The organism is Nocardia sp. CA-129566, assembly GCF_050956075.1.
Classification (GTDB): Bacteria; Actinomycetota; Actinomycetes; order Mycobacteriales; family Mycobacteriaceae; genus Nocardia.
Genome location: NZ_CP192085.1, coordinates 4677066 through 4693071, shown reverse-complemented (window position 1 = coordinate 4693071; position 16006 = coordinate 4677066). Strand labels below are relative to the sequence as shown.

Annotated in this window: 18 protein-coding genes; 9 read left to right on the top strand and 9 right to left on the bottom strand. The window is 65.3% G+C overall.

Annotated elements, in window-relative coordinates; genetic code table 11:
- Positions 1–3 precede the first annotated feature (3 nt).
- Positions 4–780 (bottom strand): aldose 1-epimerase, encoded by a 777-nt coding sequence (locus ACQP0C_RS20220; RefSeq protein ID WP_433734599.1) that lies wholly within the window; start codon positions 778–780, stop codon positions 4–6.
- Complete coding sequence (locus ACQP0C_RS20215; RefSeq protein ID WP_433722002.1) at positions 746–1426, bottom strand: GNAT family N-acetyltransferase; 681 nt, start codon at positions 1424–1426, stop codon at positions 746–748. The genes ACQP0C_RS20220 and ACQP0C_RS20215 overlap by 35 nt, the downstream gene beginning before the upstream one ends.
- A 186-nt stretch (positions 1427–1612) precedes the next feature.
- On the opposite strand from ACQP0C_RS20215, the gene ACQP0C_RS20210 reads away from it, so the two are divergent.
- Positions 1613–2122 (top strand): GtrA family protein, encoded by a 510-nt coding sequence (locus ACQP0C_RS20210; protein ID WP_433685182.1) that lies wholly within the window; start codon positions 1613–1615, stop codon positions 2120–2122.
- Positions 2123–2178: 56 nt separating this feature from the next.
- Positions 2179–3108, top strand: a complete 930-nt coding sequence (locus ACQP0C_RS20205; protein WP_433722000.1) for an LLM class flavin-dependent oxidoreductase — start codon at positions 2179–2181, stop codon at positions 3106–3108.
- A 3-nt stretch (positions 3109–3111) separates the two neighbouring features.
- Here ACQP0C_RS20205 and ACQP0C_RS20200 read toward each other — a convergent pair whose 3' ends face one another.
- Both ACQP0C_RS20200 and ACQP0C_RS20195 read right to left on the bottom strand, forming a co-directional pair.
- Positions 3112–3501, bottom strand: a complete 390-nt coding sequence (locus ACQP0C_RS20200) for a VOC family protein (RefSeq protein WP_433734598.1) — start codon at positions 3499–3501, stop codon at positions 3112–3114.
- Complete coding sequence (locus ACQP0C_RS20195) at positions 3501–3791, bottom strand: ArsR/SmtB family transcription factor (RefSeq protein WP_433721998.1); 291 nt, start codon at positions 3789–3791, stop codon at positions 3501–3503. The genes ACQP0C_RS20200 and ACQP0C_RS20195 overlap by 1 nt, the downstream gene beginning before the upstream one ends.
- Positions 3792–3893: 102 nt before the next feature.
- Between ACQP0C_RS20195 and ACQP0C_RS20190 the strand changes: the two genes are divergently transcribed.
- Complete coding sequence (locus ACQP0C_RS20190) at positions 3894–4580, top strand: hypothetical protein (RefSeq protein ID WP_433721996.1); 687 nt, start codon at positions 3894–3896, stop codon at positions 4578–4580.
- 167 nt (positions 4581–4747) lie between these two features.
- On the opposite strand, the gene ACQP0C_RS20185 is transcribed toward ACQP0C_RS20190, so the two are convergent.
- From ACQP0C_RS20185 to ACQP0C_RS20170, 4 genes are all read right to left on the bottom strand, one after another.
- Positions 4748–4972 carry a hypothetical protein gene (locus ACQP0C_RS20185; RefSeq protein WP_433721994.1) on the bottom strand — a complete coding sequence of 75 codons (225 nt, stop codon included), beginning with the start codon at positions 4970–4972 and terminating at the stop codon, positions 4748–4750.
- 67 nt (positions 4973–5039) lie between these two features.
- Positions 5040–5525, bottom strand: a complete 486-nt coding sequence (locus ACQP0C_RS20180) for a carboxymuconolactone decarboxylase family protein (protein ID WP_433721992.1) — start codon at positions 5523–5525, stop codon at positions 5040–5042.
- Complete coding sequence (locus ACQP0C_RS20175) at positions 5522–6601, bottom strand: NAD(P)H-dependent amine dehydrogenase family protein (RefSeq protein WP_433721990.1); 1080 nt, start codon at positions 6599–6601, stop codon at positions 5522–5524. The genes ACQP0C_RS20180 and ACQP0C_RS20175 overlap by 4 nt, the downstream gene beginning before the upstream one ends.
- Positions 6602–6678: 77 nt before the next feature.
- On the bottom strand, positions 6679–7107 hold the full coding sequence (locus tag ACQP0C_RS20170) for a MarR family winged helix-turn-helix transcriptional regulator (protein ID WP_433721988.1): 429 nt from the start codon (positions 7105–7107) through the stop codon (positions 6679–6681).
- A 72-nt stretch (positions 7108–7179) separates the two neighbouring features.
- Here ACQP0C_RS20170 and ACQP0C_RS20165 point away from each other — a divergent pair, with 72 nt between their 5' ends.
- The 6 genes from ACQP0C_RS20165 to ACQP0C_RS20140 all read left to right on the top strand — a co-directional run bounded on the left by ACQP0C_RS20165 (position 7180) and on the right by ACQP0C_RS20140 (position 15003).
- Positions 7180–8217 carry a hypothetical protein gene (locus ACQP0C_RS20165; RefSeq protein ID WP_433721987.1) on the top strand — a complete coding sequence of 346 codons (1038 nt, stop codon included), beginning with the start codon at positions 7180–7182 and terminating at the stop codon, positions 8215–8217.
- Positions 8218–8735: 518 nt separating this feature from the next.
- Positions 8736–9257 carry a hemerythrin domain-containing protein gene (locus ACQP0C_RS20160; protein WP_433721985.1) on the top strand — a complete coding sequence of 174 codons (522 nt, stop codon included), beginning with the start codon at positions 8736–8738 and terminating at the stop codon, positions 9255–9257.
- 91 nt (positions 9258–9348) lie between these two features.
- Entirely contained in the window at positions 9349–10605 is a 1257-nt protein-coding gene (locus tag ACQP0C_RS20155) for a hypothetical protein (protein WP_433721983.1), read from the top strand.
- 116 nt (positions 10606–10721) lie between these two features.
- On the top strand, positions 10722–12980 hold the full coding sequence (locus ACQP0C_RS20150; RefSeq protein ID WP_433721981.1) for a serine/threonine-protein kinase: 2259 nt from the start codon (positions 10722–10724) through the stop codon (positions 12978–12980).
- Positions 12981–13417: 437 nt separating this feature from the next.
- Positions 13418–13744, top strand: coding sequence for a hypothetical protein (locus ACQP0C_RS20145; RefSeq protein WP_433721979.1), 327 nt, complete (start codon positions 13418–13420; stop codon positions 13742–13744).
- Positions 13744–15003, top strand: a complete 1260-nt coding sequence (locus tag ACQP0C_RS20140; protein WP_433721977.1) for a hypothetical protein — start codon at positions 13744–13746, stop codon at positions 15001–15003. The genes ACQP0C_RS20145 and ACQP0C_RS20140 overlap by 1 nt, the downstream gene beginning before the upstream one ends.
- Before the next feature lie 124 nt (positions 15004–15127).
- Here ACQP0C_RS20140 and thpD read toward each other — a convergent pair whose 3' ends face one another.
- Positions 15128–16003, bottom strand: a complete 876-nt coding sequence (gene thpD / locus ACQP0C_RS20135; protein ID WP_433721975.1) for an ectoine hydroxylase — start codon at positions 16001–16003, stop codon at positions 15128–15130.
- Positions 16004–16006 lie beyond the last annotated feature (3 nt).

Below are 16006 nucleotides of genomic sequence, written 5' to 3'. Positions count from 1 at the left end.
CGTCTAGGTGAGGGGTTGCCAGGTCCAGGTGGTCGAGAGTTCCAGGGGCGTGGTGGGGGTTACGGCGTCGGGGTGGGTGTTCAGGCCGTTGGGTGGGCCGGATTGGGGTTCTACGCAGACGGCTTCGGGTTGTTGGTCGAAGATGACCACCCACTGCGCGGGACTGGTAATTGTCAGCTCCAGGGCGTGGGGCCAGGTGAGGGTGACGGTGGTGCCGGTGGGCATGGCGAAACAGTCGTCCCAGGGGCCGGGCTGCGGAGCGATCCGGCGGCCATCGGGAAGGTAGTCGGGGCCACGTTCTTCTTGCCAGGCGGGCGTGAAGTCGAGCTGAATGTCGTTGCCGGAGCCAAGATTCCGGAGGAACCAGGGGTGCCAGCCGACTTGGGCGGGGAAGGTGTCGGCGGCGGCTTCGACGCGCATCGTGAGGGTGACCGAGTCCGGGGTGAGTTCGATCAGCTGGGTGACTCGGCCGGGGTATGGCCATGGGGCGGTGAGGTCGTAGCTCAGTGTGGCGGAGGTTTCGCTAACGCTGAGTACGTGCCAGGCGGTGTCGCGACCGGTGCCGTGGATGGCGTGCGGGGCGGCATTGATGGGCATTTGGTGGACTGTGCCGCCATTTCGGAACTGGCCCAGTCCCATTCGTCCGCACCAGGGAACCATGGGGAACGCGCCATAGTGGGGACCCTGTCGCAGCAGCTCGAGGCCGCTGATCCGCAGGCTTCTCGAGCGTCCGCCATCCTGCGGATCAATTGTCAGCTCCGCGTTCCCAGCGGTCAGCACGACCGTGGAATCGCCGGTATCGGCCATGAGCACTCCCCTTTCGGCAATGAACTGATCCGGTAGCACACACTGCCACGGCGGCGGCCTGGATGCGCGGCGTGCGCGTGGTAGGAGCCTCAGCTGATCCAGTACCGGCGTACCAATGTGCCGTTGGTCCCCGGCTCGATCGAGTCGAGCGTCCGCCGCAGGATTCGATAATGTGTGCGGAGGCGGCGTTGGTGTCGTCGCAAGTGACAAGGATTCGATCCACACCGAGGCCGTGGGCGACGGCAACGCTGGCGCGCAGGATCGCGGTGCCGTAACCGCGACCGCGGAATCGACGCAGGACGGCGTACCCGATGTGCCCGCCGCGGCGCGCCAAAGCCGGATTCAAGGTATGCCGGACCGAGGCGCGTCCGATGATCTCGTCGTCGACGGTGGCGACGAGGAAGGTCTCGGGCACTATGCCAGGTGGTAGACCGGCGCCGATGCGGCGCTCTTCCAGGGTGGACAGGTAACGCGACCAGGTCATGCCGGGCTCGAGACCGAGCGCGAAGTCGAACCCGCATTCTGCCAACTCCGCGTGTGCCGCGCGCACCACCTGCTCATCCGACGCCCGTGGCACCCGGAGCAGCACGGCATCGGTGCGGCGGGGTGGTTCCGGCATCACCGCGACGGTAGGCCGCCGCGCGGCGCGGTGTCGACCGAATTATTCATCGCTTCGCAGGGCCCTGGGCGTGGCGCCAGGTTTACGTCGACCGGGCGGTGCCCGAGCGTGCATGCTGGTGTTAATACCGTCCGACCTGTCGGTTGAGAACGCGAGGTGGTGCAGGTGCTGGATATAGTGCGGGGCGTGTCCTTCGTCCAGCCAGCTCTCGACCGCATTCCGGAGCCGTATCGGTCCTATCTGATCGAGCGTCGCGAACTACTGAAGTTCGCGGTGGTCGGCGGGATCACCTGGTTCATCGACACCGGCATCGTGTACGCACTCAAGCTGACCGTACTCGGCGAAAAGCCGCTCACGGCGCGCGTTCTCGGTGTGCTGATCGCCACCATCGTGTCGTATGTGCTCAATCGGGAATGGTCGTTCCGAACCAGGGGTGGCCGCGAACGACATCATGAGGCGGCCCTGTTCTTCGCCATCAGCGCGCTCGGCATCGGTGTCACCCTATTGCCGCAGGCGGTGGCGCTGTATGTGCTCGATATCCGGGTGCCGCATGTCAGCCCGGTCACCCAGGCGGTATCGAATTTCATTACCGGCCAGATCCTCGGCGTCTTGCTCGCCATGGCATTCCGATACTGGGCGTTCCGCCGGTACGCCTTCCCGGATGATCTCGTCCAATCCGAGCTGGAACCACGGTAGGCCGCTTACCTACGAGGTAATTGACCCCGATTCGGGACGGTCCGAAGATCGCCGGTATGACTCGGATCGGTGTTCTTCTGCCCAGCCGCGAAACCGCCATGACCGGCGACCACGACGCTGCTGGACTTGTCCGCTTTGCCCATGCCGCCGAGGATGCCGGGTTCGACTCGGTGTGGATCGGTGATTCCCCATTGGCCCGCACGCGGGTCGATCCGCTGCCGCTGCTGGCCGCCGTCGCCGCGACCACCTCGCGGGTACGGCTCGGCACCGCCGCGTTGACCGCGACATTGCGTCATCCGCTGCTCGGCGCGCACACCGCCGCCACCGTCGACCAGATCAGCAACGGCCGATTGATCCTCGGCCTGGGTGCCGGATTCCCGGTGCCCGAGAGCCGGGACGAATTCGACGCTGTCAGTGTCCCTTTCACCACGCGGGTGGGCCGACTCGACGAGACGGTCACCATCTGGCGGCGGAGTTGGTCCGGCGCAACCGATTTCGACGGCCGCTACTGGCAACTCGATGACCTGTCCCGCACGCTCCCCGCCGCGAGCCCGGCAGGTCCCCCGCTCTGGCTGGCGGGCAGCGACACACCGCGAGTACTGGAACGGGTGGCCCGGCACTACGACGGCTGGCTGCCGTTCCTGCCGGATCCGGATGCCTATGCCCGCGCGTGGACGACGATCCGCGAAAAGACCACCCGCACAATCACTCCCGGCCTCTACGCCACGATCAATATCAACCCGGACGCCGCCGCCGCGCGTGCCGAACTCGACGGCTACGTGCGCCGGTACTACCGCCGATCCCTGGACGAAATGTCGATGATCCAAGCCTATTTCGGCGGCTCGGCCGAGGAATGTGTGCAGTGGCTCGGCCGATATCTCGATGCCGGTGCGTCGCATCTGGTGCTGCGCATCGGATCACTCGATGCCCGCCGCCAATTGGATCTGCTCGCCGACGCGCTGCTCCCAGCACACCAATCGGCTTGAGCCTCAGGCCTTGTGCTGGGCGATCTGAATCAGATTGCCACACGTGTCATCGAGTACCGCGGTGATGACCGGTCCGTGATCGAGCGGCTGCTGGGTGAACCGCACGCCGAGCCCGAGCAACCGCTCGTATTCGGCGTGCAGGTCGTCCACCGCGAACGAGGTGTACGGAATCCCGTCCTCGACCAGCGCCTTCTTGAACGGTCCGACCGCCGGATGCCCGTCGGGCTCCAGGAGCAATTCGACGCCGTCGGGGTCCTGCTGTGAGGTGACGGTCAGCCAGCGCGCCTCGCCGAGCGGAATCTCGGTCTTCTTCACGAAGCCGAGGACTTCGGTGTAGAAGCGCAACGCCTTGTCCTGATCGTCGACCAGGACACTGGTGACATTGATGCGGATCATTCTTCCTCCTGAAGCCAGCGGTGTGTGAGCCGCCGCAGTGGTTCTCGATTCAGATGGTGGAACTTGTAACGGCCGTCCCGCCGGGTGGTCACCAGACCGGCGGCCGCGAGCACATCCAGATGCTGCGAGACCGCCTGCCTGGTCGAGGTGAGCTGATGGCCCATGGTGAGCCGGGTGCAGAGCTCGAATAACGTCTGGCCGTCGCGATCGGCCAGCTCGTCGAGGATCGCGCGGCGCGTGGGGTCGGCCAATGCCTTGAAGACATCGCCTGCCGGGCCGGTGCTCATGCTCCCACTATAGGCAAGTATTTACTTGCCTATCAAGCCCGAGCTGCGCAGACCGTGCGGTATGCAGGGCGAATGGGGCGGCGGCCGAGCTAAATTGGGTGGATGAGTTACGAGTTCGTGGTGCTACCGGCGGGCGCGGCGGCATCGCCGGGGGACGTACTTCCGTACTTTCGGTCGCGGCGCGGGCAACCCGCGGACGACCATCTCTATCAGACCGTCATCGCCGGACTGCACGGGTGGAACAGCCGAATTCCGGCCGCCGCATCGCATGCCAGGCTGCGGATCGAGGCGGCGGGCGATGCGGTCCGGGTGACCGCGGCAGATAGCGTGGACCGCCGAAGAACGCGTGGCTCCGCGAAGGACTACGCGGAGCCACGCGTTCGCGAGCTCATCGAAGCTCTCATTACGGGTTTCGCGTACGAAATCTACGATGCGCGGGCCAACACGTTGACCAGCCCCGAAATCCGCTGCTTCGCCCTGGTGGATATCGGCGGTGAGCGCAAATATTCCTCCCTCACCCAACGCGATGTCTTCGACTGGGTCCGCCAACTCCACCTGCTGGCCGCAACCCCATTCCTGATCGCCGAAAAGCGAAATGGCACAAAAAGTTTCATACAGACCTACCGTAACTCCCCCACCGACTACACCGTCGAACTCCACCACCCTGTTCGCGACCAACGCCTCAGCGCCACAATGACCGACGGCGCGACCGTTGCCCAGCTCATCTGGGACTGGGCCAGTGACGAGTGGAGCCGCCTCGACCAGGTCCCATGGGAGCCTCTGGACTGAGACCCAGCCCAAAAGGCTAGTGCCACTCCATGATTCGGGCCGCAGCCGCTCGGCGGTGAGCGTCCTCTTCGGTCGAATCCTTGGCGATGGTGCGGATTCGTTCGCGGATCCCCGGAATCCGGGTGTTCACGTGCGCAATGGCGAGTCCGCGGGTCTCGGCCTCGCAGTCATCCAGGCATTCGACCGCGCGGTGCTCGGCGAAGGGCGATTCGAGCCAAGGCAGCGGCGCATCTCGCGCGCAGATAGGAGTACACGGTGCCCTCGTAGATCTCTTCGATCAGCCCGATGCCAGCGACGTGGCCGAGGCGGGCGAGGCCGTCGACCAGGTCGCACTGGGCATAGATGTACTCGTTGCCGCGCTCGAACGCATCCGCCAGGATCTCGAAAACCATTGCGGCGTCAGCAGTTGCGCCGCAATCGGCGATCGGCAGTGGGAACCGATTTATCTGCGGGACGCGCCTATGACGAATGTCCGGGCAACACGCAGACCGTGTCCAGGCCGAGCACGTGGTTGAGTCGTCCGAAGGCCAGCCACGATCCGATGCTCATGCTCAGCTCGACGATTTCGGTTTGGCTGAAGTGCGCCCGCATCCGGTCCCAGAACTCCTCGTCCAGATTGTGGTGATCGGTGGCGTAGCGTTCGGCATATTCGGCGGCCAGCCGGGTGCGCTCGTCGAACAATTCGGTGGTGCGCCAGTTCGTCACCGCGTCCGCGAACTCAGGCTCCACCTTCTGACCGTCGCGCTCGGTGCGCCAGTCCAGGCAGAAGATGCAGCCGTTGACCTGGGCGATCTTCAGCCGCGCCGCTTCGAATTCGCGCAATCCGAGGGTCGAATGCGAGTACACCGACAGGGAGAAGTTGGAGGCGGCCAAGCCGATACCGGGCACCATTTCGCCCCAGACGTAACCGATCGGGTCCTTGCCTTCGGGAATGTCGATGATCATGGGTGTTTCCTTCCGAGCTTGCCGACTGCGGGGCGCAGTGGGATATCGAGCGCGTCATAGAGTCCTGGTTCGGCGTCGACGAGCCAGTCGATGGCATTGACCAGTCGGCCGACCGCGGTGGCATTGCCGCCCGCGGAACGGTTTCCGTCCTCGTCGGCGGCCTCGATGGTGATCTCGATGCGCGGATGGCCCTCGATGATCACGCGGTGCGCACCCTCCCCGTCGGGTGGCGTCGGCCAGTCGGGTGCGCACGACGGGTGGATCCGGGTGACGTGTTCGATGACGATCCGAGGTTCGCCCCCGACGATCCCCTGCACCTCGAATCGCAACGCGCCCTGGGTGCCCGCTTCGAAATCACCCATTCGCTCGGTGCTGACAGTTGTGTCGAGCGCGCGCCGGTCCAGGGTTTCCCGAATCTCGTCGAGTTCGACGCCGAGCGCCCGCGCCATCAACCGAATCTGCCCGCCCCACACCATGGTCGGGACGCTCGGTGCCACCATCGGCGGCAGGTAGTCCATCGGCTGCCCCATCCCGACCAGATAGCGGACCGAATCGGGCTGGTCGTAGGTGGTGTAGTCGAAGATTTCCTGGCAGCGGATCATCTCGACGGTGCTGCCCAATCCGCTCATCAGCAGCGGCAGCACGTCATTGCCCCAGCCGGGATCGACGCCGGACACGAACAGCGACCCGCCGCCGCGTGCGACCGCGGCCAGTACTGGATCGCGCACCTCGGGTGGGGCGCTGGACGGGTCGTAGAGCGCGTAGAGCGCGGGGGTGACGACCACCGCTGCGGCTTCGATGGCTCGGATGATGTCGGCGAGTGCGTCATCGGGGCGGATATCGCCCGAGGCCGCGTACACGACGGCCCGAGGTCCGGCGGCGAGGGCCGCCTCGATATCGGCGGTCGCCGTGACGTCGAGGTCGTAGTCGAGCCCGGCGAGCGGACCCGCGTCGCGGCCGACCTTATCGGGATTGTGGACGAGCACGCCCGTGAGTTCCAGCGCCGGGTGCGCGTCGACGGCGCGGATGGCCGCACGGCCGACATTGCCGGTGCCCCAGACGATCGTGGGGATCATCGAGTGAGCGTAGCAAGCGCTTGGTTCGGTGGTGGGGATTAGCGCAATTACGCTGTGCGGCTATGTAATTCGCGCGGTTATCGTGCGGTGTTGTAGCGAACCAGATACTCGGCGAACCGGCGGATATCGGCGTCTTCCCATGCCGTCAAGCGTTCGGCGAACTCTCGATGGCGACGCTGCTCGGCCACCCCTGCGACCCGTCGCCCCTCTGCCGTCGGCCGCAGGATGTGGTTGCGGCGGTTCTCCGGATCGACCTCCCGGGTCAGATATCCCAGCCGCTCGAGCGCGCCGACCTGTCGGCTGACCGTGGATTTGTCGAGGACGAAATGGTCGGCGACATCGGTCGCCTGGCAGCCGTCGCGCTCGATGACCAGGTCCAGAATGCTGAACGCCACCAGCGATAGCTCCGGATGCAACTCCGAGGCGCGGCCACGGGCGCGCCGCGCGAAGGCGGTCAGTTCGCGCTGGATGGTGTGGATCGACGCGGTGCGCGGTTCCGAAGTCATGGTTGCATGATACATCAGTTGTATGTTACAACCGTAACGGTTGTATTTACCAACTATTAGGAGTTGACCTTCATGCGCTCGCACCAGCTACGGCATGTCGCCGGACATCTGTTGACCCCACTGCTGATGTGCCTCGGCATGGCCCTGGCCTACCTGGGCGCGTTCCATCAGCCGGAGCCCAACCATCTGAAGGTGGCGGTGGTCGGCACATCCGCGCAGGACATGGTGCTCGCCCAGACCATGAAGGACAAGGCGGGCGACGCGCTCGAGGTGATCACGCTGCCCACCCGCGACGATGCCACGGCGCAACTGCGCGACCGCACCCTCTCCGGTGCCTACGTTTCCGATGCGCAGCAACCGGAACTGCTTGTCGCGAAGGCCAATTCCGATACCACTGCCATGGCCGTCGAGCTGGTGTTCCGGCAGGTCGCCGGTGCGCGGGGCATGCCGATGACGGTCACCAATATCGCTCCCACTGCCGATGGCGATCCCACCGGACAGGGCCTGTTCTTCCTGCTCGTCGCGTTGAGCATCGGCTCCTACGGCAGTGTCGCCGCGATCGGCGCGGCCGGTGCCGGACTGTCCATGCGGGTGCGTGCGGCGATCGGGCTGGCCACCTCACTCGCCGTCAGCATGATCGGAATCACGGTGGCCGGACCCGTATTCCACATCGTCGACCACGACTACGCGGCGATCTGGGCCATGGGTTGGCTGTACTCGGCGGGCATCATCGCCGTCGGCATCGGACTGCACACCTTCTTGAAGCGCTGGACCACCCTCGCGCTGATGGTGCTGTTCGTCATGCTCAACTTCACCACCTCCGGTGGTATCTACCGTCCCGAGCTGCAGAACGGTTTCTTCGGCTCGCTGCACGCGTTCTGGAATGGCGCGGGATTCGTGGAGGGGGCGCGCAGCCTGTTGTACTTCGATGGCGGTGCGGGTTTCGCGAGTCGAATCGCCAGTCTGTTCGTGTGGCTGGCGGTCGGCGCGGTGCTGCTGGTGGTGGCCGCCGGATGCGAACGCCGCAGCTCCCCCGCTCCAGCAGCGCCTGAGCGTGCGCAGCGATTGGTGGAGGCCGAAGAGGAAGTGGAAGAGGCAGTCGGCGTCTGACGCCTCGGCTGGTCGCCTCGGCCCACGGATCTCGCTCGATCCGTGGGCCGAATTCCCTACGCTGTCTCGGGTTCCCGGCCCTCGCTGGTGGCACGAGCTTGGGTGCGACCATGATTCGCGGTTGCGCCACATCGCGGCCTGGCATCGGGTAGCATCATCGACATCGCCGCTCTGGCATTCGATTCCACAGAATCTGCTTTACATGTAACCGTGGGTTACATGTAAAATTCCTGCCCACTATCGGATCGGGCACGAGCCGCAACTTCGCATGGCCTGCAACATCTTCCGAGACGTACCCGAGTTGATCGACGCCCTGTGCAGGTGCAAGATCGTGGATGTGTCGCGTGACGGCGCCGGGTGGACGGCGATCGGCATGGAGGCACCGTGATCGAGGAGTCCGCCGTGCGTCCACATTCACGCTCGCACTGAGGTCGAGCCGGGCATCGAAGCCCTACGCATACCCATCCTTCTTGCGGAGCCGCGCGTCCCGTGTGGCTTCCTCGATCGAGAGAAGATCCATGGCAGCAAGTCATCTCGACGCGAACCGAGCGCGCGCCCTCGGACAGGAACTGGTGGCGATCCACCACTGGCTCCGCACCGAACTCGCCCGAATCCGCGCCGACATCACCGCCTATGCAGCGGGTTCCGATCTGCGGCCGACGCAACTTCGCGCGCACTGCACCGCATTCTGCGCCGCGCTGACCCGACACCACACCGGCGAAGACGATGCGGGCTTCCCGGCGCTTGCTGGGCAGTTTCCGGAGCTGGCGCCGGTACTGGCGGAACTGCGTGCGGACCACCAACTGGTGGCCGATATCCTGCGCAGGCTGACCGAACTGCTCGACTCGATCGGGCCGGATAATTCCGATACCGTACGGCGCGAACTCGACGGCCTGGCCGCCATCCTGGAATCGCATTTCCAATGGGAGGAACGCAGACTCGTGCAGGCTTTCGACGAACTCGAAATGGGTATCAGAACAGGCGAGGAACTACTCGGCGCCGCGGTTCGGCGGGACCGCATGCGGTCCTCTCGGGATTGAGCCGCCGACCGGATAGGAGACGAGTACGGTATTACCGGCCGGACCGCGTAGACAGGGGCGAGGAAGCATCGGTGGAAAGTCGGGGCGCGATATGAATCAGCCGTATTCGCACTGGTATGCCCAGAATTCGCCGGAGAGCATACCGCTGGCCGCCCGCTACCGCTCCGCCGATCCGATCACCTGGAACGGCAGTCTCGTCTACCCGATGTACACCGAGCAGGTCGGGCCCGCACCGATCCTGGTCACCATCACCCTGCTGTCCGCCGCACCGCCGGCGGGGCTGCGCGGACACGGAATCGGTCTATCGGTGATAGATGGGCATATCGGCATCGATGGCAGACGCCTGGCCGGTGTCGATGTCTGGAGCGATGCCCTAGCCGCGGGCGTGAGTTTCGAAGTGATCCCGACCGATCCGGGCGCCCTGTTCTCCCTCACTCCCGTCTGGGTGGACGCCTACGGCGCGCAGAAATCCTGGACCGGCAACTACGGCATCCTCATCGAACAACCCCCGACCGGCCGACTCGTGCTCTGGTGCAGCGTCGGCGAGGGCCCACCGAACTTCGCCAACCTCGTAGTAGAAGTCGACACTGCCAGCCTGCCCGCCCTCTCCGTCCCGACCCCGCCTCCCTACGCTGCGCACATTCCGGCGCCGGAGCAGACGCGGCCCGTCGAATCCCCCGCCGCACAGTCGATACCGACCGCAGCACAGCCGACGATGGCCGCCGAATCCGAGCAGCCTCGGTTCCCACAGCCGCAGCCGACACCCCCGGACCTCGAAGTGGTCCGGTTCCCGGAGCCAGCGCAAACAGCATTCGCCCGGCCCGAGATCCCGGACGCGGAGCAAACCGCACCACTGCAGCCCGCGCTGGCCCGGTTGGCGGAACCGCCAACAGAGGTTACGGACATAATGCGTGCTCGGTCTCCAGAGACGCGGGAACCAGCAGCCGCGAATGCCAGCCGCAACCAGGTGACAGAGCTGCCACAGCCCGAGCTGCGACAGCGGCCCGGGGATGGGGACCCCGGATATCGCGCTGCCCTCTACGATCTCGGCGTCGCGATGTTCGGGCGCGGTGAGGAGGATCAGGCATGCGGGCTGTGGGCACAGGCTGCCGATGCGGGGCATGCCGGGGCGGCCTATGACCTCGGAGTCGTGTTGTTCCGCCGCGGTGAACTCGGTGATGCCGAACGCTGGTGGCGCACTGCTGCCGATCGACGGGAACTACGCGCCATGGTCGGGCTTGCCGAACTGCTCGAACGCCAGGGCAATCATGCCGAGGCCAGTGCCTGGCGCACCTGCGTGGCCGAGGAACAGACCGGCAAATCCGATCAATCGGTCAATTCCGGCTGAGTGCCAGCACAATTCGAGGTAGCCAGCTGTGCTCGTGCGGCCGAGATCCTTCGAGCTGGCGAATCACTTGCCCAACTCGGCCGCCTCCGGGGTATCGGCGGGGCTACGATGCGCAGATGGCGCACTCCGCTCCGCCGGTTCCGGGGGCGACGGTCGCTCAGGACCGCTCGCCGGGTGGTTCACGCGGCGTCGCCGAGGTCATCGAGCGGTTCGCCGAGGCCTGGCGGGTGGCCGACGCGCCTCCGGATCTATCGGCCTACTTGCCGGACTCCCCCGCCATCCGCCGGGTGTCGCTGATCGAGCTGATCAAGGTTGATCTGGCGAACCGGTGGACGCGTGGCACCGAACCGAAGCGTCTCGCCGAATACGTCGACGACCTGCCGGAATTGCGTACCTGGCCGCTGCCGCCCGATCTCATCTACGAGGAGTTCCATGTCCGCAGGCGCGCGGGCAGTTCGGTAGCCGTCGAGGAATACACCGCCGCCTACCCGGAACAGGCCGAGCAACTCTCGCAGATGTTGGCCACCGACGACTACCGCAGCACACTGCTGGCGGTCTCCGCCGATCCGGTGAATCTCGACGAGATCGATGTCGGCCAGACGATCGACGATTTCGACCTGATGACGGATCTGGGCCGTGGCGCATTCGCACGGGTATTCCTGGCCAGACAGCGTTCGATGCAGCGGCTCGTCGCGGTGAAGATCTCCCAGGACAAGGGTGCCGAACCGCAGACTCTGGCCCAGCTCGACCACGACTACATTGTGCGGGTCTTCGACCAGCGGGTTCTGCAGAGTCGTCGGCTGCGGCTGCTCTATATGCAATACGTGCCGGGCGGCACGCTGTTCACGGTGCTGGAGCGGGTGCGCAATACGCCGGAAGCCGAGCGCAGCGGCGCACTCCTGCTCGATGTCATCGACTCCGTACTCGCCGATAAGGGCGAGATCCAGCCCAGCGAATCCGCCGTGCGCGCCGATTTGGCCGCACTGTCCTGGCCGGAGACCATCGCCTGGCTCGGACGCAGACTCGCCCTGGCGCTGGACTACGCCGGACGCTGCGGTGTACTGCACCGTGATATCAAACCGGCCAATGTGCTGCTGACCGCCGAGGGCATTCCGAAACTCGCCGATTTCAATATCAGCTTCAGCGGCAATGTCTCCGGTGACAGCCCGGTCGCCTATTTCGGCGGTTCGCTGGCCTACATGTCACCGGAGCAGCTGGCCGCCGTACATCCGGGTAAATCGACGACGGCCGCCGACCTGGACACTCGCAGCGACCTCTACGCACTCGCGGTGATGCTGTGGGAATTGCTCACCGGCAGTAAACCTTTCGATGACAAGACGGCAACCGGCGGTGACCGCACCACACTCGACGGCATGCTGGAGCGCCGCTCGGGCAGCCCGCAATCGCTGCCGTACCAAGATCTTCCGGCCGACTGTCCGGCCGCGCTGCGCCGCGCGCTGGTCCGTGCCCTCGAACCGGATCCCGAACGGCGGTGGGCGCGCGGGGCGGATATGGCCCAGCAGTTCGATGTCAGTCTCGACGCGCGCGCCCGCGATCTGGTCGACCCGCCGCCGCACAGCTGGCGGCTACGCGCCCGACTGCTGATGCATCCCGTCATGGCGCTGGCCATTGCTGTTCCCAACGCGTTGGCAATCCTGTACAGCTACAACCACAACCGCACCTTGATCATTGCCAAACTCGATGAGCAGGCACAGCACCGCTTCGATCAGATCGCCGTCATCACCTACGGCATCTGCTTTCTCATCGGGGGCATTGTCACCATTGTGCTGGTGGTGAATCTCTGGTCCATCTCACGTGGGCTACGCAAGGGCAAGTCTTATGACGCACCCACGCTGGCCAGAGCCCGCACCGACACACTGCAACTCGGCCGCCGAACTGTGTTGACCTGCTTCGCGCTATGGGTGCTGGCCGGTGTGGTCGTCCCGGTTTCGGTGCAGGTCTCGGGCAACCACCTCACCGCCCAGGCCTATGTGCACTTCTTCATCACCCAGATCGTCTGCGGCGCGATCGCGATGGCCTACCCATATTTCCTGGTCAATTTCTATGCCGTGCGCAGCATCTATCCGATGTTCCTGCCGCACGGCGGACTCGGCGGCGCCGACGACGCCCAGCTGCGCCAACTCGACCGCCAAAGCAGCTATTTCCTCGCCATCGCCGCCGCCGTGCCGCTGCTGGGCGTCGCAGGCGCGACTTTCATTCCCGCCATGGACATTCCGGCGGTCATCGTCGCGCTGCGCGTGCTCTGTGTCGGCAGCGCGCTGGCCTTCATCGCCATCTACTGGTTGTTCCGAATGCTCGAGCAGGATCTCGCCGCGCTCGAACGCATTGTCGCCGAACACGTGGTCGCCCGATGACCACCACGCAGCCATTCCCCCGGGCTGGATCAGTGTGCGCTCCGGTCGCATTCTCGCATTGCGCGGCAAGGCATCCAGGAGGGTGACATCGCCCGGCACCGAGAATCTCACGGCCTCGGTCACCCGGTCCAATCCGCATGCGTCCAATCGACCACAGCAGCATTGCCGTATTGGACGATCGCCGGATCGATCCGGCCCGCACCGAAATCGGTGACGGTGTGACCCGCACCCGGCCCTCGACGTCAGCATCGCGCAACCGCCCAGCGACAAAGCAGCCGAGGATGGGGCACTGCAACTCGAAGGTGTATCCCTCTTGGCGGACGACGAGCCCGGACCGGCGGTGCGGTGATCGGTGTAACTGAGACGGCGTTGTTACGCATTTGTTCCCAGCGGTAACACCTAGGTCAAGTGTTCGTCGCTTGCCCGAAAGTTGCGGTATGTCCATTGCGATCGAACCGATTCCCGCAGGCCATGTGGCATTGCACAATGTGATCGAGAACGTTTCGTGCACCGTGATCGCGCGGTGGAAACCGGGAGCAAATATGACCGCCAGAGCAGATCTCGAACTCCAACTGGGCGGCCCGGTCGCGGCCCTCGATCAACTCTCCGATGCCGAGGCCGCTCAACTGCTGAGCATGTTCCGCGATGCGCGTCAGGCCGAGACGGCTGGGCTCGCCGAGGTCGTCGACGGGTTGGTGGGCGCGCTGCCCTGGCCGCTGCGCACGGCGGCCAAGAAGATCATGTTCGGGAATCGGCTCGGCTGATGAAGTCGGCGTCACAGAACGAGTCGATGCAGGGGGTGCCCGATCTGGTGACCAGGGCGCAGCTCATTCTGCTTGCCCGCACCCTCGATGTCCCCGTCGAGCGCTTGACGCATCTGGAGCGAGTCGGCGCCGAGCAGTTGCACGAACTGCAACAGCGCATGGCACGCGTCATCTTCGATGACCACGCCGCGACCTTCAAGCGGATCAGCATGCTGGTGCCGATCATTCCATTGAGCATTTCGCTGCCGCTGGTGCAGCGGATCGTGCCGCCGCTGATGGGCGGACGCGCGGCGGGGGCGGTCGGCATCGCGCATCCGAAGCGGGCGGCGGAAGCTGTCGGGATGCTGGATCCGAAATATGCCGCCGATTGCGCGCCGTATATCGACCCGCACACCGTCGGAAAGCTCGCCGAGATCGCCCCGCCCGAGCCGATCGTGCGCATCGCCAACGAGTTGTTGCGCCGCCGAGACTATGTCACTGCGGGTCCTTTCCTGGGCTACGCCACCACGCCGCTGATCCGAGCCATCGAGGCGGGCGTGCCGGACGACGCCGGGCTCATCCTCTCGGCGGCCTACGCCTACTCCGCCTCGAATATCAGCGCGATTGTGCGTCAACTGCTGTCCGGGTCGCTGGACCGGGTACCGCACATCCTCGCGACGGTCCTGGCCGGTTCGACCGACCTGCGGCTGGCGGCCGTATCGGTCTTCGCCCGCTGCGATGAGGACGTGATCGAGGCGCTCGGCGATATCCTGCTCGATATCGGAGCGCCCGAAGCCATCACGGACCTGGCCACCACCTTGATCGAGCACGGCGCGATCAAGGACCTGCTCCGCTTTACCGCCTATCTGAGCCCATCTGCCCTGGATACCATGGCGGCGAACCCGATCACCACCGATAACGCGGCGATGTCGGCACTGGTCGCCGCACTCGCCGAACAGACCGATCCGATACTTTGGCGCGGCCTGCTCAACCTGGTCGAGCGCACCGAGCTCGACGTTCAACGCCACATCGGTACAAGTCTTCTGGAATTGCCCGAATCGACGCTGACCGCGCTACCCGCGATCGCGGGCAAGGCGCACCTCAGGCCCACCCTGCTGCGCGTCCTCGCCGGGTTCGACACCGATACCCAGGTCCGTCTCGGTGAGGTGTGGGCCAAGCTGCCCGCTGAAAGCCGCGACGATATCGAGCGCGGCGCTCGCGAACTCGGTGTGGCCACTCGCCTCGCGACACTCACGGTCACACTGCACATCTACAGCTGACGCTCAGCACAACCGAATGCGTACGCGGGCAACCGGTCTCGGACCGAACCGAGCGCGCCAGCCGCGCGCCGCACGCGGGTCGACACCATTGCTGATGCCCGAATGACGTACGGCGCGCGACGAACTACACCGGAGTGAAATCGCGGCTGGCGATGTAGGTCGGGCGTGGCGCCGGAGCGGCGAACGGCTGCACCAACGTGTTGTCCACGCTGTTGAACACCAGGAAGATGTTCGAACGCGGAAACGGGGTGATGTTGTTCGACGAGCCGTGCATGATATTCGAATCGAACAGCAGGGCCGATCCGGCGGGACCGGTGAACTGGGTGATCCCGTAGCGGTCCGCGAGCGCCGCGATATCGGCGTGGGTGGGCACGCCGATCTCCTGTTCCTGCAACGACTCCCGATAGTGCTCGGCCGGGGTGCTGCCGATGCACGGTACGAACGTGCGGTGCGAGCCCGGCATCACCATCAGACTGCCATTGATCGGGTAGTTGTTGGTCAGGGCGATCGAGAGGCTGACCGCGCGCGGTGCTGGCATACCGTCCTCGGCGTGCCAGGTCTCGAAATCCGAATGCCAGTAGAAGCCGGTGCCGCGGAAGCCGGGCATGTAGTTGACCCGGCTCTGATGGATATACACCTCGGAGCCGAGCATCTGCCTGGCCAATCCGGCGACGCGGGATTCGCGCACCAGGTCGGCGATCGCGGCGCTGAGCCGATGAACCTCGAACACCGAACGCACCCGATTCGAGGACTTCTCCACGATCACCCGGTCGTCACCGCGCAGTTCCGGAGCATTCGCGAGACGGTCGATTTCGGCGCTGAACTCGTCCACCTCGGTGGGCGTCAGCAGTTGCTCGACCATGCCGAAACCGTTGGCGTCGAAGGATGCCAGCTCCTCGGAATCGGCCGCACCCCAAACGGTCGGATCGGTGCGGTCCTGATGTCGACCCGGGGTTGCGAGCCGGGTCGGGTAGCGATCGTCGGTATGCACCAACGTCATTGC